The following is an 18281-nucleotide window of genomic DNA, read 5'->3' on the forward strand; positions in this document are numbered from 1 at the left end:
GGGATCTGGCGGTACGGCGGCAGGCGCCGTCCGGTACGGAGCGCGAGTCGGAAGAACGGTTAACCAGCGGTGGGGGTCGACATGGGGGAGCTACGCGGCACGCACGTGCCGGTGCTGCTCGAGCGGTGTCTCGAGTTGCTGGCCCCCGCGCTGGGGCGAGGTGGGCGGACGGTCCACGTCGACGCGACGCTGGGCCTGGGCGGGCACGCCGAGGCGGTGCTCGAGGCGCATCCGCAGACGGTGCTGATCGGGCTGGACCGGGACACCGAGGCGCTCGCACATGCGCGCGTCCGGCTGGCCCGCTTCGCCGACCGGATCCACCTGGAGCACGCGGTCTACGACGAGTTGCCCGAGGTGCTGCACCGGCTGGGCTATCCGGGGATCGACGGGATCCTGTTCGACCTGGGGGTCTCGTCGCTGCAACTGGACGCGCCCGATCGCGGGTTCGCCTACGCGCAGGACGCCCCGCTGGACATGCGGATGGACCAGACCCGCGGGGTGACCGCCGAGGAGGTGGTCAACACCTACGGCCACCCGGAGCTGGCCCGGGTGCTGCGGGTCTACGGCGAGGAGAAGTTCGCCGGGCGGATCGCCTCGGCGATCATCCGGGAGCGCGAGCGGGCTCCGATCACCTCGTCGGCGCGGCTCGCCGAGCTGGTCAGGGAGTCCATTCCGGCACCAGCCCGACGAACCGGTGGACACCCGGCAAAGAGAACGTTTCAGGCTTTGCGGATCGAGGTAAACAAGGAGCTGGCGGTGCTGGAGACAGCACTGCCAGCCGCGCTCGACACGCTCAACGTGGGCGGCCGCATGGTGGTCCTGTCCTACCACTCGCTGGAGGACCGGCTCACCAAGGTGGCGCTCGCCGACCGGGTCCGTAGCAAGGGCCCGGTCGACCTCCCGGTCGAGCTGCCCGGTACAGGTCCGACGTTCCGGCTGCTCAGCCGGGGCGCGGAGCTGCCCGGGGAGCGGGAGGTCGCCGCGAACCCGCGGGCCGCCTCGGTGCGGTTGCGGGCCGCGGAGCGGATCGACCCGGATGCGGAGCAACAGGGGCGGACCGACCGCGAACGGTACCGCCGGCGGGTGAAGGCGATGCACCAACCGGGAACGGCGAACGCGCGATCCGTGGGGGATCCACCGCGGGCGTCGGGGGACGGCAGTGGGACGGATGAAGAGGGGGAGGGGACATGAACGTTGACGGGCGCGAGCGTCGGGACATCACCGGCGTCGGGCAGCGCGCACCGCGGTCGGGGGGCCGGACCGCGGCGGAGCGGGCCACCCGCGTCGGGAACGGTACGGCACGCACGGACCGAAAGAGCCGGCAGGGGGAGAACCGCGCGCGGGGGGCGCGCGAGTTTCCGACCCAGGGCAACGCCGCACTGCGGCCGCAGGAGCGCAGCGCCGTCGACGGCGCCCGCCCACCGCGGCTGCGGGTGGCGCCGCCGCCGCCGGTGTCGGTCCCGCGGGCGCCGTTCGCGGCGCTGATCGTGGTGCTCGTGGTCGGTGGGGTGCTGGGCGTCCTGCTGGTCAACACCAAGATCAACGAGAATGCGATCCGGATCGAGAAGCTCCAGCAGCAGCAGGCCAAGCTGGACGTGGAGCAGGAGCAGCTGAACAAGCAGATCGCCGACTTCGAGGCGCCGGGCAATCTGGTCGCCGCCGCGCGCAAGCTCGGCCTGGTCGAGTCGGGCGAGCCGGGCTACGTCCGGCTGCCCGACGGCCGGACCATCGGCGTGCCGCAGCCGGCCGCCGGCCAGCCGTCGGTGACCAGCCAGCAGGGCGCGGGAGGCTGATCCATGCCGCCGAGGTCGAACGAGCCGCGCCGGGACCCCACGGGATCCCGGCGCGGCTCGTCGCGGGACACCGGGGGCCGGGGCGCCGAGCCGCGCGCCGGCGAGCAGGGCGTCGGGGGGATCTCCGGCGCCCGCGCGTACACGCCGCGTGGGCGCACCATCCGCGAGGAGGGCGGTGGGCAGGCCCGGGGCGGCAGCGGGGGCGCCGAGCAGCGGCGTACCCCACGCAGCACCCGCTCCGGTGACCCGTTCCGCCCGGCGTTGCAGGTGCTCGACGGCGGTCGCGCCGGGGCGGCCCGGGCCGCCCGGCGGGCGGCGCCGGCCGCCGGCCGTTCCGGCGTGGTCCGCACCGTACAGCCGCGCAACCCGCGTACCCCCTCGGACGAGCCGCCGGCGCCGCGGCGGCGGACCAGCGCCCCGCGTCGGCCGGACCGGCCGGCCGCCCGTCGGCCGTCGCGCAAGCCGCCCCGGCCACCGAAGCTGGCCGACCCGCGGCTGAGGCTGCGGCTGGGCACCGCGCTCACGCTGACGCTCTTCGCCGTCATCGGTATCCGGCTGGTCTTCCTCCAGGCGGTGGACACCCCGGCCTACGCCGGCGGCGGGGTGGCCGACCGGACCCGGACGGTCGACCTGCCGGCGCCGCGCGGGGCGATCTACGACCGGACCGGGGCACCACTGGCGCACAGCGTCGAGGCCCGGTACGTCTTCGCCGACCCGACAATGATCAAGGACGCCCCGGCCACCGCGAAGGCGCTATCGCCGCTGCTGGGCATCTCGGCGTCCAAGCTGACCGAGTTGATGCGCCAGCGCAAGCTGGAGAACGGCAACCCGTCCCGGTTCGAGTACCTGGCCCGGGGGGTGGAGATCCCGACCGCCAAGCAGGTGCTGGCGCTGGAGTTGCCCGGCATCGGCGTGCACCGCGACGAGCGCCGTGAGGTGCCCGGCGACGACCTGGCCGCCAACCTGATCGGCTTCACCAGCCAGGACCTGAACGGGCTGGAAGGGCTGGAGGCCCGCTACGACGAGCTGCTGCGCGGCGAGGACGGCAAGCGGGTCTACGAGGCCGGCCTCGGCGACCTGGCGGCCCCGATCCCCGGCGGCTACAGCCGGACCACCCAGCCGAAGCCCGGCAGCTCACTGCGGCTGACCGTCGACCGGGACCTGCAGTACATGGTGCAGGTGATCCTCAGCCGGCACATGTCGCAGGTCAAGAACGGCACCGCCGCGGCCGTCGTGATGGAGGTCGGCAGCGGTGAGGTGCTGGCCCAGGCGAGCCACCCCACCTACAACGCGGCGAAACCGGTGCCGAGCGACCCGGTCGCCCGGGAGGACGTGGCCACCAGCTTCGTCGTCGACCCGGGCTCGGTGCACAAGGCGATCACCTTCGGCGCGGCCCTGCAGGAAGGGGTGATCACCCCGGACACCACGCTGCCGCTGGCGAACAGCATCAAGAAGGGCGACACCTGGTTCTCGGACACCCACCCGGCCAACGGCCGGCGGATGAGCCTGCCCGGGATGCTCGCCTACTCCTCCAACGTCGGCACCATCACCATCGCCGACCGGCTGGGTCGGGACCGCCTGATCGACTACCAGCGCCGGTTCGGGCTCGGGCAACCCACCGGCGAGGGGATGCCCGGCGAGGCCAGCGGCCGGCTGCTGCCCGCCGACGAGTGGAGCGGATCGTCGCACGGGTCGGTGCCGATCGGGCACAGCGTGGACGCCACCCCGTTGCAGATGGCCGCCGCGTACGCCGCCATCGCCAACGACGGGACGTACGTCCAGCCGCACCTGATCAAGGAGGTGATCGGGCCGGACGGCAAGCACGTGCCGGGCAAGGCACCGGTCACCCGTTCCGTGCTGAGCCCGCAGAACGCCGCCGCGCTGCGCACCATGCTGGAGGCGGTCACCACCGTCGACGGGGCCACCGGCGAGCAGGCCGCGATCCCGGGCTTCCGGGTCGCCGGGAAGACCGGCACCGGCTGGCGACTGGTCAACGGGCAGAAGCAGCCCGGCGAGGTCTCCTCGTTCATCGGCATGGCTCCGGCCGAGAAGCCGCGCTACGTGATCGCGGTCTTCGCGTACGCCCCGGACGGCGGGGGGAGCGCGGTCGCCGCTCCGGCATTCAAGGAGATGATGCAGTTCACCCTGCGTCACAACAAGGTCCCCCCGTCGACCACGGGCAAAGCGCCCAAGTTCGTGGTCTATCCGCGCTGAGCAGCCAAGGCGGGACATCATCGGTGAGTGGGGACGAACCACCGGGGCGGCTTTGCGATCTGCGCCGGGCGACCGGGTAGGGTCTGACGCCGTGCCCGGCAATCCTCGCCCTCGTACCGTGATCGGCACCCGGCTCGGCGACCTCGCCGCCCGGCTCGCCGTCGAGCCCCCGGCCGATGCCGCCGAGGTGCTGGTGACCGGCGTCACGCACGCCAGCCAGGAGGTCCGTCCCGGCGACCTCTACGCGGCGCTGCCCGGCGCCCGCCGTCACGGTGCGGAGTTCGCCGCCGGCGCGGCCCAGGCCGGCGCGGTGGCCGCCCTGACCGATCCGGCCGGCGTGCCCGCGGTGACCGCGGCCGGCCTGCCGGTGATCGTGGTGGACGACCCGCGCGCGGTGCTCGGCACGCTCGCCGCCGCCGTCTACGGCGACCCGACCGCCGACCTCACCGTCATCGGGGTGACCGGGACCGCCGGCAAGACCTCCACCGCCTACCTGGTCGAGTCCGGGCTGCGCGCCGCCGGGCACACCACCGGGCTGATCGGCACGGTGGAGACCCGCCTCGGCGACCTGGTGATCGACAGCGTCCGGACCACTCCCGAGGCGACCGACCTGCACGCCATGCTCGCCGCCGCCCGCGAGCGCGGGGTCACCGCGGTGGTGATGGAGGTGTCCAGCCACGCGCTGGCGATGGGTCGGGTCGGCGGGGTCCGGTTCACCGTCGGCGGCTACACCAACTTCGGCTCCGACCACCTCGACTTCCACGCCGACGCGGCGGACTACTTCGCCGCCAAGGCGCAGCTCTTCGACGGGCGCTGCGGGGTCGAGGTGCTCAACCACGACGATCCGGCGCTGCGTCCGCTCTTCAAGCCGGCCACGGTCAGCTACTCGGCCGCCGGCGACCCCGAGGCCACCTGGTGGGCCGACGGGGTCGGCGGCGCGGGGTACGCCCAGCGGTTCACCGTGCACGGCCCGGACGGCCTCACCCTGCCGGCCGGCGTGGCCCTGCCCGGCCGGCACAACGTGGCGAACGCCCTGCTGGCCATCGCCGCGCTGGTGGCCGTCGGGGTGGACCCGCGGACCGCGGTCACCGGGGTGGCGGAGTGCGGCGGCGTCCCCGGCCGGCTGGAGCTCGTCACCCCGGCGGAGGCTCCGGTCCGCGGCGTGGTCGACTACGCGCACAAGCCGGACGCCATCGTGGCGGCGCTGACCGCGCTGCGCGAGTTGAGCAGCGGCCGGCTGATCTGCGTGATCGGTGCCGGCGGCGACCGGGACCGGGGCAAGCGGCCGGTGATGGGCGCCGCCGCCGCGGAGGGGGCCGACGTGGTACTGGTGACCGACGACAACCCGCGTACCGAGGACCCGGCGGCGATCCGCGCCGAGGTCCTCGCCGGGGCGCGGCAGGCCGGCGCGACGGCCCGGATCGTGGAGGTGGCCGGCCGTCGGGCGGCCATCGACGAGGCGGTCCGGCTGGCCGAGCCGGGCGACGTCATCGCCGTGCTCGGCAAGGGCCACGAGCGGGGGCAGGAGATCGCCGGCGAGGTGCACCCGTTCGACGACCACACCGAACTGGCGGACGCGCTGCGGGCCCGCTTCGGCGACCTGGCAGGCCACCGGTGATCCCGCTGACGCTGGCCGAGGTGGCCACCGCGGTCGACGGCCGGCTGGTCGACGCCGACCCGGACGCCCGGGTCACCGGCCCGGTCGAGTTCGACTCCCGCAAGGTCTCCGCCGGCACGCTCTTCGTCGCCTTCCCCGGCGAGAAGGTCGACGGGCACGACTACGCCGCCGCGGCCGTCGAGGCCGGCGCGGTGGCGGTGCTCGGCACCCGCGAGGTGCCCGGCGTACCGATGGTGCTGGTCGCCGACGCGCTGACCGCGATGGGCCGGCTGGCCCGCGCGGTGGTCGACCGCCTGCCGGGGCTGACCGTGATCGGGCTGACCGGCTCGTCCGGCAAGACCACCACCAAGGACCTGATCGCCCAGCTCACCGCCCGGCTCGGTGCCACAGTGGCGCCGGCCGGGTCGTTCAACAACGAGCTGGGGCACCCGTACACGGCGATGCAGGCCGATGGGGAGACCCGCTACCTGGTCATGGAGAAGGGCGCCCGGGGGGTGGGGCACGTGCGCTACCTCTGCGAGGTGGTGCCGCCCCGGATCTCCGTGGTGCTCAACGTCGGCACGTCGCACATCGGCGAGTTCGGCTCCCGGGAGAACATCGCCCTCGCCAAGGGCGAGCTGGTCGAGGCGCTGCCCGCTGACGGCCTGGCCGTGCTGAACGCCGACGACCCGCTGGTGGACGCGATGGCGAGCCGCACCGGAGCCCGGGTGGTCCGCTACGGCGAGGCGCCGGACGCCGAGGTGCGGGCCGAGGACGTGGCCCTGGACGAGCGGGGGCGGGCGTCGTACATCCTGGTCACCCCGGACGGGCGCGCGCCGGTGCGGCTCGGGCTGACCGGGCGGCACCAGGTCTCCAACACCCTCGCCGCGGCGGCGGTGGCCCGGGAGCTGGGCATGCCACTGGCCGAGCTGGCCACCGCTCTGGGCGAGCTGGGGTTGGTCTCCACCCGGCGGATGGACGTCTTCGACCGGCCCGACGGGGTGACGGTCATCGACGACTCGTACAACGCCAACCCGGGCTCGATGGCGGTGGCGCTGAAGGCGCTGGCCAGCCTCGGCCAGGGTCGGCGTACCGTCGCGGTGCTCGGTTACATGGCCGAGCTGGGTCCGTACGAGCGTGACGGGCACGCCGAGGTCGGCCGGCTGGCGGCCGAGCTGGGTGTCGACCGGCTGCTCGTGGTGGGCGAGCCGGCCGCGCCGATCCACGAAGGCGCGACAGCGGTAGGAAACTGGGGAGGAGAGTCGGTGCTGCTCACCGATCAGGCGGCGGCCGTCGAGGTGCTGCGGGGCGAGCTACGGCCGGGCGACGTCGTCCTGGTCAAGGGCTCCCGGTACCGCACCTGGGACGTGGTGGACGCGTTGCGCGCGGACGCCGATGGGGAGAGCGCCGGATGAGGGCGGTCATCGTCGCCGTCGGGGTGGCGTTCCTGATCTCGCTCTTCTGCACCCCGATCGCGATCAAGGTGTTCACCCGGCTGAAGGCCGGCCAGCCGATCCGGTCCGACGGTCCGGTGATGCACCAGGGCAAGAAGGGCACGCCGACGATGGGCGGCGTGGTGTTCATCCTCGCCACGGTCATCGCGTACGTCGCCGGTCACCTGGCCCTGACGACCCTGCCGGACGCCCAGATCGCCCAGGTCGAGCCGACCATCACCGCGCTGGTGCTGCTGGGGCTGATGGTCTTCTCCGGCGCGGTCGGCTTCCTCGACGACTTCCTGAAGGTGCGCAAGCGCAACAGCGCCGGGCTCAACAAGCGCGGGAAGCTGCTCGGCCAGATCCTGGTCGGCGCGGTCTTCGGCGTGGTGGCCCTCTACTTCCCGAGCACCATGACCGACTCCTCCGGTGCGGTGACCAACACCGAGACGGTCGGCAGCACCACGCTGAGCTTCATCCGGGACATCCCGGCCCTGGACGTCACCAAGGTCGGGGCGGTGGTCATCTTCATCTTCGTGGTGATGGCCGCGACCAACGGCGTCAACCTCACCGACGGCCTGGACGGCCTGGCCACCGGCGCCTCGGTGATGGTCCTCGCCGCGTACGCGCTGATCGCCTTCTGGCAGTACCGGCACTGGTGCGCCGACCCGAGCTACACCCAGGCCTACTGCTACACCGTCCGGGATCCGCTGGAGATCGCGCTGATCGCCGGTGCGGCGGCCGGGGCCTGCGTCGGCTTCCTCTGGTGGAACACCTCGCCGGCGCGGATCTTCATGGGTGACACGGGTGCGCTGGGACTGGGCGGTCTGATCGCCGGCATGGCGATGTCGACCCGGACCATCCTGCTGCTGCCGATCATCGGCGGCCTGTTCGTGATCATCACGATGTCCGTGGTGATCCAGATCATCTCGTTCCGGACCACCGGCAAGCGGGTCTTCCGGATGTCGCCGTTGCAGCACCACTTCGAGCTCGCCGGGTGGAGCGAGGTCAACATCGTGGTCCGGTTCTGGATCATCGCCGGCATCGGGGTGGCCATCGCGCTCGGTCTCTTCTACAGCGAGTTCCTCGCCAACATGACCTGACCGGCGCCCCGACCGGGCCGGTCCCGAACCGTGTCGCGTCCGCCCGGGCACGCCTGGTGCGGGGCGGCCCGGACCGGTGCGCCCGAGCCCTCCGCCACCCGGCGGAGGGCTCGCCCGTTTCCAGCGACACGCCGAGCGAACCGTTGCGGGGGTGGCGAGCCGGCGCAGCGGCGATGATGTCCGGGTGGGGGAGGGACGAGACACCGACGGCACCATCCAGGCCCGGCCGCGGCGGGCGCCCGGCGGCGGTCGTGGCACCGAGGCGACCGCGGCGCCGCGTGCGCCCGACGAGCCGGGCGCGGCGGCACCGGCGCCCCTGCGCGGCCTGGACGCCGCGGGCGGGCTGGCCGCGCTGCGCGGCCTGTTGGACCGCCCGCTGGCCTCCTACTACCTGCTGATCTCCAGCGCCGGTCTGCTGCTGGTGATCGGCCTGACCATGGTCTTCTCGGCGACCAGCGTGACGGACTACGCGGAGAACGGCAACGCCTCGACCTCGCTGACCAAGCAGGCGATCTTCGCGGTGATCGGCATGGTGGCGTTCTGGGCCTGCCAGCGGCTGCCGGCGAGCACCTACCGGGCGCTGGGCCGGCCGCTGCTGATCACCGCGATCGGCCTGCTGCTGCTGCTCAACCTGCTGCTCGCCTATGCCCGGCTGACCGGGCAGGACTCCGCCCGGGTCGGTCCGATCGAGGCACGGCTGCTCTGGCTCTTCATCGGTGGGATCCAGGTGCAGCCCTCCGAGCTGGCCAAGTTCGCGCTGGTGCTCTGGGGTGCGCACGTGATCGCCCGCAAGGGCGCCGCGCTGGGCTGGTGGCGGGAACTTGCCACGCCGCTCTTCCCGGTGGTCGGCCTGCTCTTCGTGCTGGTCGGCTACAACGACCTGGGCACCATGATCTGCCTGCTGGCGCTGGTGGTCGGGCTGCTCTGGGCGGCCGGGGTGCGGATGCGGGTGTTCGGCGCGCTCTCGGTGGCCGGGCTGATCGGCGTCGGCCTGCTCATCGCGGTCGCCTCGCTCGGCGCGGGCTCCGGCGAGCAGGGCGAGCAGAACTACCGGTTCGCCCGGCTGGTCTCCTTCTTCAACCCCCCGGCGCCCGAGGACTGCAAGCTGACCGGCTGCTACCAGCTCTTCCAGGGCCGCCTGGCCATCGAGCACGGCGGCTGGTTCGGCGTCGGGCTGGGCAAGAGCAGCCTGAAGTGGGACTGGCTGCCCGAGGCGCACAACGACTTCATCTTCGCCATCATCGCCGAGGAGCTCGGCGTGGTCGGCTGCGCCGTCGTGCTCGTCCTCTTCGCCGTGCTCGCCTACAGCGGTCTGCGGATCGCCCGGCGGGTCGAGGATCCGTTCCGTCGGCTCGCCGCCGCCGCGGTGACCACCTGGCTGGTCAGCCAGGCCGCGATCAACATCGGTGGGGTGGTCGGGCTGCTGCCGATCACCGGGCTGCCGCTGCCGTTCATCTCCGACGGCGGAAGTGCCCTGGTCGTGACGCTGGCGGCGGTCGGCATGCTCGCCTCCTTCGCCCGTGCCGAACCCGATGCGGCCAGAGCCCTGCATGCCCGTCCGCCGGCCCGGTGGGTCCGACTACTCTGGGCCCCGTTGCCGCCGCTTCCCGGACGGCGTCGCCGACCGGCGTCGTCGCCGGCGGCCCGAGGGCCCGTGCCCCGGGCGCGGGAGCGGCGGGAGGACGAGCAGGCCGTGGCCCGCCGTGCCCGGCAGACCCGGACGCGGCGAGGCGCGGCGAACGAGAGGAGACGCTGATGGGTCCGCTGCGTTCGGTGGTGCTCGCGGGAGGTGGCACCGGGGGGCACATCTACCCGCTGCTCGCCTTCGCCGACTGCCTGCGCCGACACGACCCCGGCGTCCGGATCACCTGCCTGGGCACACCCCGGGGCCTGGAGAACGAGCTGATCCCGCCGCAGGGCTACGACCTGCGCACCATCCCCGCCTACCAGCTGCCCCGCTCGGTCAACCTGAACCTGGTCCGCACCCCGGGCCGGATGTGGACCGCGGCCCGCGCCGCCGGCAAGGTGATCGACGAGGTGCAGGCCGACGTGGTGGTCGGCTTCGGCGGCTACGTCTCGGTGCCGGCCTACCTCGCCGCCTGGCGCCGCGAGCTGCCCATCGTCATCCACGAGGTGAACGTGCCGCCGGGCGTGGCGAACCGGCTCGGGATGAAGTTCACCAAGCACGTCGCCGTCGGCTTCCCGCACCAACCGGCGCAGGCCGAGTCGCTGCGCGACGCCCGGGTGGTCGGCGTGCCGCTGCGCCGCAACATCGCCGGGCTGGACCGGGCCGCGCTGCGCGCCAGCGCCCGCGCCCACTTCGGACTCCGTCCCGACCTGCCGGTGCTCTTCGTCGCCGGCGGCTCGCAGGGGGCCCGCTCGATCAACCTCGCCGTCTCCGGCGCGGCCAAGGAACTGGCCCGCAACGGCGTGCAGGTGCTGCACGTGATGGGCGCCCGCAACGAGCCGGTGCCGATCCCCACCGACCTGCCGGTGCCCTACGTGACCCTGCCCTACCTGTCCGAGATGGAGCTGGGTTACGCCGCGGCCGACCTGATGCTCGGCCGGGGCGGCGCGATGACCTGCGCCGAGGTGGCCGCGATCGGGCTGCCGACCATCTACGTGCCGTACCCGCACAGCAACCAGGAGCAGAAGCGCAACGCGCTGCCCGTGGTGGAGGCCGGCGGCGGGTTGCTCGTCGACGACGCCGAGCTCACCCCGGACTGGCTGGAGCGGACGGTGATCCCGCTGATCCGCGACCCGCACCGGCTCGCCGCGATGAGCGCGGCCGCGTCGGCGTACGGGCGGCGCGACGGCGACGTGGCGCTGCTGAACTACGTCTACGAGGCGGTGGCCCGATGACCGCGCAGTTCACCCCGGCCGGCACGCTCACCGCCGAGGACCTCGGCACCATCCACCTGATCGGGGTCGGCGGGGTCGGCATGAGCGGGCTCGCCCGGCTCTTCCTCACCCGGGGCATTCCGGTCTCCGGCAGCGAGCTGCGCGAGTGGCCCTCGCTGGCCGGGCTGCGCGCGCTCGGCGGCACGATCCACATGAGCCACGAGGCGGCCAACCTGGACGGCGTGGACACCGTGGTCTACTCCTCGGCCATCCCCCAGGACCACCTGGAGATGGTGGAGGCGCGCAGGCGCGGCCTGCGGGTGCTGCACCGCTCCGAGGCGCTCGCCGCGGCGATGACCGGTCGCCGGACGGTGGCCGTGGCCGGCACCCACGGCAAGACCACCACCACCTCGATGGTCACCATGGTGCTCCAGCAGGCCGGCGCGGATCCCTCCTTCGTGATCGGCGGGGAGATCTCCGAGGTCGGCTCGGGCGCCCACCACGGCACCGGCGAGCACTTCGTGGTGGAGGCGGATGAGAGTGACCGCTCGTTCCTGATCTACCGCCCGTACGTCTCGGTCATCACCAACGTCGAGGCCGACCACCTGAACACCTACGGCGACCTGGCCAACCTGGAGGCGACCTTCGCCGAGTTCGCCCGGCTCACCGACCCGGACGGATACATCATCACCTGCGCCGACGACCCGGGCGGGCGCCGGCTGGCCGAGACGCTGCGGGCCGAGGGCCGCCGGGTGCACACCTACGGTGAGGCGGCCGACGCCGACCTGCGGCTGACCGAGGTCACCTCGTCGGCGCAGGGCGTGCGCTACCTGGCCGCGATCGACGGCCGGTCGCTGGGCGAGTTCCGGCTGCCGGTGCCGGGGCGGCACATGGGGCTCAACAGCGCCTCGGCAGTGCTGACCACGTACCTGCTGGGGCTGCCGCTGGAGGCGGCGGAGGCCGCGCTGGCGGCGTTCCCCGGCGTGCGGCGGCGCTTCGAACGCAAGGGCGTCGCGGACGACGTGCTGGTCTACGACGAGTACGCCTACCACCCCACCTCGATGACGCTGGCGCTGCAGACGCTGCGTGAGGTGGCCGGCGACGGCCGGCTGATCGTGGTCTTCCAGCCGTACCGGCTCTACCGGACCCGCGACCTGCAGGCCGAGATCGCCGCGGCGCTGGACATCGCCGACGAGTTGGTGCTGCTGGAGGTCTTCGGCCCGGGTGAGCTGCGCCAACCCGGTGAGGGGTCGGCGGCGCTGATCGAGGCGGTGTCGCTGCCGGCCGAACGCAAGGTCTTCGTGGACTCCTGGGAGGCGGCGCCGCTGGAGGTGGCCCGCCGGGCCCGTCCCGGTGACGTGGTGGTGACGATGGGCGCCCCGCCGATCTCGCTGATGGGCGACCAGCTGCTGGACGCGCTGCTGGCCCGGGCGGACGCGGCGGCGAACCCGGCCGGGACGGTGCCGCCGGGCGGCTCCTCCGGCGCCAGCGCGGCCATCGGGGGAACCGTCCCCGACGCCCCGCCCGGCGCCGGCACCTCGGCCGCGGGTGACGCCGTGGCCCCGGACGGCGCGGCGCCCGCCGCCGGATGAGCCCCGGGCCGGCCCGCGGGCGGACCTCCGGCGCGGAGGCGGCCGGCCGGCGCGGCGCGGTGCGCCGTTGGCAGCTGGTCCGCGCCGGCAGCGACGCGGTGCCCGCCTCGACCCGGCGGTTCATGCGCCGGGCCCGGCAGCGCCGGATGCGCGCCGCGCTGCCGTGGGCGGTGGCGGCGGGGCTGCTCGCGCTGGCCGGGCTGGTCGCCTGGGCGGTGCTCGGCACCGGGCTGTTCGGGGTGCGTGAGGTGCGGGTGGAGGGCGCCGAACTGGTCAACCCGGTGCAGGTGCGCGACGCGGCCGGGATACCGGACGGCGTTCCGCTGGCCCGGGTGGACCTGGCCGGTACCGCTCGCCGGATCGGCGCGCTCGCCCCGGTGCAGCGGGCGACGGTGACCCGGGACTGGCCGGACGCGCTGGTGGTCCGGGTGGTGGAGCGCACCGGGGTCGCGGTGGTCCCGCAGGGCGAGCGGTTCGTGGTGATCGACGGCAGCGGGACGGTCTTCCGCAGCCTCACCCAGCGCCCGGACGACCTGCCGCTGATCCGGGTCGTCGAGCCGGGGCCGGACGACCCGGGCACCCGGGCGGCGGTGGAGGTGCTCGGCGCGCTCACCCCGCAGCTGCGCGCCGCGCTGGTGGACGTGACCGTGGAGAGCCTGGCCCTGATCAAGCTCCGGCTCGACGGCGACCGCACCGTGGTCTGGGGCGACGCGTCCCGGGGCGACGACAAGGCCCGGGTGACCACCGCGCTGCTCGGACAGCGGGCGGAGACGATCGACGTGAGCGCGCCGGACGTGGTGACCTTCCGGTGATCCGGGGGCTTGGCGGGGCGGGCGCGACGTGAGCCGTTCCGCTCCGGGCGGCGACACGCCGAGCAGGTCCTTGGCTCTGCGGGCGGGGGCGCTTACGTTGCCCCGAAGAGGATCAGTGGTTGACATAACTGTAAGCCTCTAGTAGAGGGTGAGGGTTCCATCCCTGACCCCCTGCCGGAGCACCACCGTCGACCACTGGCCTGGCCAAGCCGTGTGGGGCCGGCCCATGCCAATCTCGAGGGGAAAGGACCGGAGATGACACCTCCGCACAACTACCTGGCGGTCATCAAGGTCGTCGGCATCGGGGGCGGCGGCGTCAACGCCGTCAACCGGATGATCGAGGTTGGGCTCAAGGGCGTCGAGTTCATCGCGATCAACACCGACGCGCAGGCGCTGCTGATGAGTGACGCCGACGTCAAGCTCGACGTCGGTCGGGAGTTGACCCGCGGGCTCGGCGCGGGCGCCAATCCGGACGTCGGCAAGAACGCCGCCGAGGACCACCGCGACGAGATCGAGGAGGTGCTCAAGGGCGCCGACATGGTCTTCGTGACCTGCGGCGAGGGCGGCGGCACCGGCACCGGCGGCGCGCCCGTGGTGGCGAACATCGCCCGCAAGCTCGGCGCGCTCACCATCGGTGTGGTGACCCGGCCGTTCTCGTTCGAGGGCAAGCGTCGCCAGGTGCAGGCCGAGGCGGGGATAGACGAGCTGCGCAACCAGTGCGACACGCTGATCGTCATCCCCAACGACCGGCTGCTGGCGCTCGGCGACCGCAACATCAGCATGATGGACGCGTTCCGCACCGCCGACCAGGTGCTCCTCTCCGGTGTGCAGGGCATCACCGACCTGATCACCACGCCGGGTCTGATCAACCTGGACTTCGCCGACGTGAAGAGCGTGATGAGCGGCGCGGGCAGCGCCCTGATGGGCATCGGCAGCGCCCGGGGCGAGAACCGCGCGGTCGAGGCGGCCGAGGCGGCCATCTCCAGCCCGCTGCTGGAGCAGAGCATGGACGGCGCCCGCGGGGTGCTGCTCTCCATCGCCGGCGGCTCCGACCTCGGCCTGTTCGAGATCAACGACGCGGCGCAGCTGGTCACCGACGCGGCCCACCCGGACGCGAACATCATCTTCGGCGCGGTCATCGACGACGCCCTCGGCGACGAGGTGCGGGTCACCGTGATCGCGGCCGGCTTCGACGGCGGCACGCCGGCCTACAAGGCGGCCGAGCCGGGCCGGAAGACCAACCAGAACCAGCCGGCCCCGCAGAGCCCGCCGGTCACGCCGCCGGCCGCCATGCCGGCGCCGCAGCAGTCGCCCCGTCGGGTGCTCTTCGACGACGTCGACGTGCCCGACTTCCTCAAGAACGGGTCCTGAGCGCCGCCGATGACCGACAGCTCGACCACGGTCCGGCCGGACCGCCGGGCCGAACTCGCGGCCGGCCTGGCCCGGGTCCAGGCCCGGATCGCGGACGCGTGCGACGCGGCCGGCCGGGACCGCGCCGACGTCACGATGATCGCCGTCACCAAGACCTACCCGGCCGGCGACGTGCTGGCGCTGGCCGGCCTCGGTGTGACCGACATGGGGGAGAACCGGGACCAGGAGGCGGGCGAGAAGGCCGCGGCGGTGGCGGCGGCCGGCGCGACGCCGCGCTGGCACTTCATCGGCCGGTTGCAACGCAACAAGGCCCGGTCGGTGGTCCGGTACGCCGACGTGGTGCACTCGATGGACAGCGTCCGGCTGGCCCGGGCGCTGGACACCGCGGCGAGCACCCGGGACAGTCCGCTGGCGGCGCTGGTCCAGGTGAGCGTCGACGGTGACCCGGCCCGGGGCGGCGCGCTGCCCGGCTCGGCCGATCCGGACGTCGGGTTGGACGCGGTCGCCGAGGCGCTGGCGGCGGCGCCGGCGCTGCGGCTGGCCGGGCTGATGGCGGTGGCGCCGCTGGGCTGGGAGCCGGAGCGGGCCTTCGCCCGGCTGGCCGAGGTGGCCGCCGCGTTCCGCGCGGTCCATCCCGGAGCCACCGAACTCTCGGCGGGTATGAGCGGCGACCTGGAAATCGCGATCAGATACGGCGCGACACATGTCCGCGTCGGTAGCGCGTTGCTCGGAATGCGCCCCACGCTGCGGTAGCCTGACCGCGAAAGAAGCAAATTACATCTGTGTTGTTTTCGGGAACGGCATCCCGTTGTCGGGGGTCGTGGCGCGCGACGCGAATCGCGCGCCAGGGGATTGCCGTTCCGGTCCAGTGGGCAGAGAAGTCCACTCGCGACAGGCGACACGGCACGGGGGCGTGTGCCGCACGGCGGACGGAAGGGCGCGGGATGGGTGCACTGCGCAAGGCGGGGGTCTGGCTCGGTCTGGTCGAAGAGGACGACGAGCGGGCCTACGACGACGGTGGCTACGAAAAGGGGGGCTACCGCGAGTCGCGCTACCGGCAGAGCCGGTACGCCGAGGAGTTCGCCGAGGACGACGAGGACGACACCGAGGAGCCGCCGGCGCCGCGTCCCCGGGTGGGGGAGCGTGGCCGGCTCGGCGAGCGGGCTGGTCGGGCGACCGACTCCGAGCGGGCCGAGGTCGAGCGGCCGGAGCGGGTCGAACGCTCCAGCGTCCGGTCGATCACCCGGTCGACCGGCGAGACCTCGGGCGCGCTGACCTACCACACCAGGGACAACCTGGCTCTGGCCCCGCAGACGTCGCCCCGGGAGCGGGCGGTGGTCGCCGACGAGGAGCAGCGCTACCAGATCACCACGCTGCACCCGACCACCTACCGGGAGGCTCGGACCATCGGTGAGCACTTCCGCGACGGCGTTCCGGTGATCATCAACCTCACCGAGATGGACGAGGCGGACGCCCGCCGTCTGGTGGACTTCGCCGCCGGGCTGGCATTCGGGCTGCGCGGTACGATCGAGCGCGTGACCAATCGGGTGTTCCTGCTCTCACCGGCCAACGTCCAGGTCACCGCGGAGGACAAGGCCAAGATCGCTGAGGGCGGCTTTTTCAGTCTGAGTTGACCCCCGCCCGACCCGAGGGACGTCGCCTGCCGTGTTGTCGATCCTGCTGCAAGTCCTGTACCTGATCCTCTACGTCTTCCTGCTCCTTCTTCTGTCCCGGTTTGTCCTGAGCGCCGTGCTTCAGTACGGCCGCCGGTGGCAACCGGGGCGTGGGGCATCGGCGGGACTGGAATCCGTGTGGAGCGTCACTGATCCCCCTCTCAGCGCGTTGAGGCGTGTGATCCCTCCGCTGCGAATTGGTACCGTGAGCATCGACCTGGCCTCCCTTGTGCTCCTGGTTATCCTGTTCGTGCTGATGGAGTTCGTGTTAGAGCCGTCGATCATCAGGACCGCCTGATGACCGACGCGCTATCGCGGCCGCAACTGACCCGAGGAGTTTCGATGCCGCTGACCCCGGCCGACGTACACAACGTCGCCTTCAAAAAGCCGCCGATCGGCAAGCGGGGGTATGACGAGGAGGAGGTCGACGCCTTCCTTGACGAGGTCGAGCGCGAGCTCGCCCGTCTCATCGAGGAGAACAACGAGCTGCGCGCCCAGGTGGAGCGCGGCGGCCGTGGTGGCGCCCCCGCCGGCCCCGGCGGCGACGCCCGTCTCGCGGCGGAGCTCAACGACGTCAAGGCCCAGCTCGACCGGGTGCAGCGTGACAAGGCAGCGGCCGAGCAGGCCGCCCGCGCGATGCAGGCCGAGCTGGAGCAGGTCCGCGCGACCGGTGGCCCGGCCGTCACCGGTGACGGTGAGCAGCAGGCGCTGCGGGTGCTGATGATGGCCCAGCGGACGGCCGACGACCACGTCTCCGACGCCCGTCGCGAGGCCGACCAGCTGCTCTCCGAGGCCCGCTCGAAGGCCGAAGAGGTGACCCGCGAGGCGCGGGCGAAGGCTGACGCGCTGGAGCGCGACGCCCGCCAGCGGCACCAGGAGGCCATGGGCGGCCTGGACGCCAAGCGCACCGCGCTGCAGAAGCACATCGAAGAGCTCAAGCAGTTCGAGCGCGAGTACCGCACCCGGCTCAAGGCCTACCTGGAGAGCCAGCTGCGCGACCTGGACGGCCGCGGTCAGGGCCTGGAGGCCGAGATGACCCGCTCCGAGGGCAACCGGGCCGCCGGCGGCAACGGGCTGGCCACGGCCGGCCTCGCCGGCTCCTACGGTGGCGGTCGCTCCGGTGCGCTCGAGGCCGGTCGCTGATCTCCGGTCGGCGGCCGTCGGGAACGATGGCGGTCGCCGACCGCGTCTGGATGGTACGACGCGGCGGGGGTGAGCCGTGATAGTCGCAAGTCTCCTGCTCATCCTCGTCGCCGTGGCGCTGCTGGTGCTCGGCCTGGCCGGTGGCTCCAGTCTGATGCTGATCATCTCGATCGGGGCCAGTCTGCTGGCCGCCGTCGCGTTGGTGGTGGGTGCCCGCCAGGCAGCCACCAGCCGGACGACGGCGGGGCCGGATCCGTCCGGTCCGTGGCAGGCGGAAGCCTCCCGCCCGGCCGAACCGGCCGCGCCGCGGGTCGCGTACGGCCCGCCGCTGGCGGAGCCGGAGATCCCGGTCCAGCACGTTCCTTCGACTGTCGGTACCGGCGGCACCGGGTGGCGGCAACCACCCGAGGCCCCGGCCGACGACGAACCCTCCCCGGGCGCTGCCGCCGTCGGGGCCCACGACGACGAGCCGGCCGCGCAGCCGGTCACGCCCGCCGAGGAAGCCCGGCTGGCCCGGCTGGTGGACGAGGTCCGGGTGGTCGACGGCAGGCCCCGCTACCACCTCGACGACTGCGCCCACCTGGTCGGGCGGACGCACGAGCCGCTGCCGGTGGCCGAGGCGGTCGAGCTGGGCTTCACCCCGTGCCAGCGCTGCGCGCCGGCCACCGTCCTGCTCACCGACGCCCGGCCGTACTGAGCGGGAGAACAT

At 73.4% G+C, this 18281-nt stretch carries 16 protein-coding genes; all 16 read left to right on the plus strand.

Annotated elements, in window-relative coordinates; translation table 11 throughout:
* The first annotated feature begins 81 nt into the window (after window positions 1–81).
* Complete coding sequence (gene rsmH / locus ACIP9D_RS18305; protein WP_350872399.1) at window positions 82–1191, plus strand: 16S rRNA (cytosine(1402)-N(4))-methyltransferase RsmH; 1110 nt, start codon at window positions 82–84, stop codon at window positions 1189–1191.
* The gene (locus ACIP9D_RS18310; protein ID WP_350872401.1) at window positions 1188–1793 is read left to right on the plus strand and encodes a hypothetical protein; all 606 of its coding nucleotides are present in this window, start codon (window positions 1188–1190) and stop codon (window positions 1791–1793) included. Before rsmH ends, ACIP9D_RS18310 begins: the two co-directional genes overlap by 4 nt.
* 3 nt (window positions 1794–1796) lie before the next feature.
* Entirely contained in the window at window positions 1797–4007 is a 2211-nt protein-coding gene (locus ACIP9D_RS18315) for a penicillin-binding protein 2 (RefSeq protein WP_350872403.1), read from the plus strand.
* A 91-nt stretch (window positions 4008–4098) separates the two neighbouring features.
* Complete coding sequence (locus ACIP9D_RS18320) at window positions 4099–5625, plus strand: UDP-N-acetylmuramoyl-L-alanyl-D-glutamate--2,6-diaminopimelate ligase (protein WP_350872405.1); 1527 nt, start codon at window positions 4099–4101, stop codon at window positions 5623–5625.
* Entirely contained in the window at window positions 5622–7019 is a 1398-nt protein-coding gene (gene murF / locus ACIP9D_RS18325) for a UDP-N-acetylmuramoyl-tripeptide--D-alanyl-D-alanine ligase (RefSeq protein ID WP_350872407.1), read from the plus strand. Before ACIP9D_RS18320 ends, murF begins: the two co-directional genes overlap by 4 nt.
* Window positions 7016–8140, plus strand: coding sequence for a phospho-N-acetylmuramoyl-pentapeptide-transferase (mraY, locus tag ACIP9D_RS18330; protein WP_350872409.1), 1125 nt, complete (start codon window positions 7016–7018; stop codon window positions 8138–8140). Before murF ends, mraY begins: the two co-directional genes overlap by 4 nt.
* 325 nt (window positions 8141–8465) lie before the next feature.
* A complete protein-coding gene (locus ACIP9D_RS18335; RefSeq protein ID WP_400450560.1) occupies window positions 8466–9896 on the plus strand; it encodes an FtsW/RodA/SpoVE family cell cycle protein in 1431 nt (476 codons plus the stop codon).
* Complete coding sequence (murG, locus tag ACIP9D_RS18340) at window positions 9896–11002, plus strand: undecaprenyldiphospho-muramoylpentapeptide beta-N-acetylglucosaminyltransferase (protein WP_350872411.1); 1107 nt, start codon at window positions 9896–9898, stop codon at window positions 11000–11002. The genes ACIP9D_RS18335 and murG overlap by 1 nt, the downstream gene beginning before the upstream one ends.
* A complete protein-coding gene (gene murC / locus ACIP9D_RS18345; protein ID WP_350872413.1) occupies window positions 10999–12573 on the plus strand; it encodes a UDP-N-acetylmuramate--L-alanine ligase in 1575 nt (524 codons plus the stop codon). Before murG ends, murC begins: the two co-directional genes overlap by 4 nt.
* Window positions 12570–13385 carry an FtsQ-type POTRA domain-containing protein gene (locus ACIP9D_RS18350; RefSeq protein WP_350872415.1) on the plus strand — a complete coding sequence of 272 codons (816 nt, stop codon included), beginning with the start codon at window positions 12570–12572 and terminating at the stop codon, window positions 13383–13385. Before murC ends, ACIP9D_RS18350 begins: the two co-directional genes overlap by 4 nt.
* 255 nt (window positions 13386–13640) lie before the next feature.
* On the plus strand, window positions 13641–14756 hold the full coding sequence (gene ftsZ / locus ACIP9D_RS18355; RefSeq protein ID WP_350872417.1) for a cell division protein FtsZ: 1116 nt from the start codon (window positions 13641–13643) through the stop codon (window positions 14754–14756).
* Between the two features lie 9 nt (window positions 14757–14765).
* A complete protein-coding gene (locus ACIP9D_RS18360; protein ID WP_350872419.1) occupies window positions 14766–15509 on the plus strand; it encodes a YggS family pyridoxal phosphate-dependent enzyme in 744 nt (247 codons plus the stop codon).
* A gap of 191 nt (window positions 15510–15700) precedes the next feature.
* On the plus strand, window positions 15701–16390 hold the full coding sequence (locus ACIP9D_RS18365) for a cell division protein SepF (protein ID WP_350872421.1): 690 nt from the start codon (window positions 15701–15703) through the stop codon (window positions 16388–16390).
* Window positions 16391–16421: 31 nt separating this feature from the next.
* Window positions 16422–16727: a YggT family protein gene (locus ACIP9D_RS18370; RefSeq protein ID WP_281573071.1), complete on the plus strand. Its 306-nt coding sequence runs from the start codon at window positions 16422–16424 to the stop codon at window positions 16725–16727.
* 44 nt (window positions 16728–16771) lie between these two features.
* Entirely contained in the window at window positions 16772–17572 is an 801-nt protein-coding gene (locus tag ACIP9D_RS18375; protein WP_350872423.1) for a DivIVA domain-containing protein, read from the plus strand.
* A 76-nt stretch (window positions 17573–17648) separates the two neighbouring features.
* Window positions 17649–18269: a hypothetical protein gene (locus ACIP9D_RS18380; protein WP_350872425.1), complete on the plus strand. Its 621-nt coding sequence runs from the start codon at window positions 17649–17651 to the stop codon at window positions 18267–18269.
* Window positions 18270–18281: the final 12 nt, after the last annotated feature.

The organism is Micromonospora sp. NPDC093243 (assembly GCF_044753725.1).
Classification (GTDB): domain Bacteria; phylum Actinomycetota; class Actinomycetes; order Mycobacteriales; family Micromonosporaceae; genus Micromonospora.

Excerpts from the sequence above, each read along its gene's own strand:
- rsmH (WP_350872399.1), top strand. The coding sequence starts at position 82 with ATGGGGGAGCTACGCGGCACGCACGTGCCGGTGCTGCTCGAGCGGTGT.
- ACIP9D_RS18310 (WP_350872401.1), top strand. The coding sequence starts at position 1,188 with ATGAACGTTGACGGGCGCGAGCGTCGGGACATCACCGGCGTCGGGCAG.
- ACIP9D_RS18315 (WP_350872403.1), top strand. The coding sequence starts at position 1,797 with ATGCCGCCGAGGTCGAACGAGCCGCGCCGGGACCCCACGGGATCCCGG.
- mraY (WP_350872409.1), top strand. The coding sequence starts at position 7,016 with ATGAGGGCGGTCATCGTCGCCGTCGGGGTGGCGTTCCTGATCTCGCTC.
- murG (WP_350872411.1), top strand. The coding sequence starts at position 9,896 with ATGGGTCCGCTGCGTTCGGTGGTGCTCGCGGGAGGTGGCACCGGGGGG.
- murC (WP_350872413.1), top strand. The coding sequence starts at position 10,999 with ATGACCGCGCAGTTCACCCCGGCCGGCACGCTCACCGCCGAGGACCTC.
- ACIP9D_RS18350 (WP_350872415.1), top strand. The coding sequence starts at position 12,570 with ATGAGCCCCGGGCCGGCCCGCGGGCGGACCTCCGGCGCGGAGGCGGCC.
- ftsZ (WP_350872417.1), top strand. The coding sequence starts at position 13,641 with ATGACACCTCCGCACAACTACCTGGCGGTCATCAAGGTCGTCGGCATC.
- ACIP9D_RS18360 (WP_350872419.1), top strand. The coding sequence starts at position 14,766 with ATGACCGACAGCTCGACCACGGTCCGGCCGGACCGCCGGGCCGAACTC.
- ACIP9D_RS18365 (WP_350872421.1), top strand. The coding sequence starts at position 15,701 with ATGGGTGCACTGCGCAAGGCGGGGGTCTGGCTCGGTCTGGTCGAAGAG.
- ACIP9D_RS18375 (WP_350872423.1), top strand. The coding sequence starts at position 16,772 with ATGCCGCTGACCCCGGCCGACGTACACAACGTCGCCTTCAAAAAGCCG.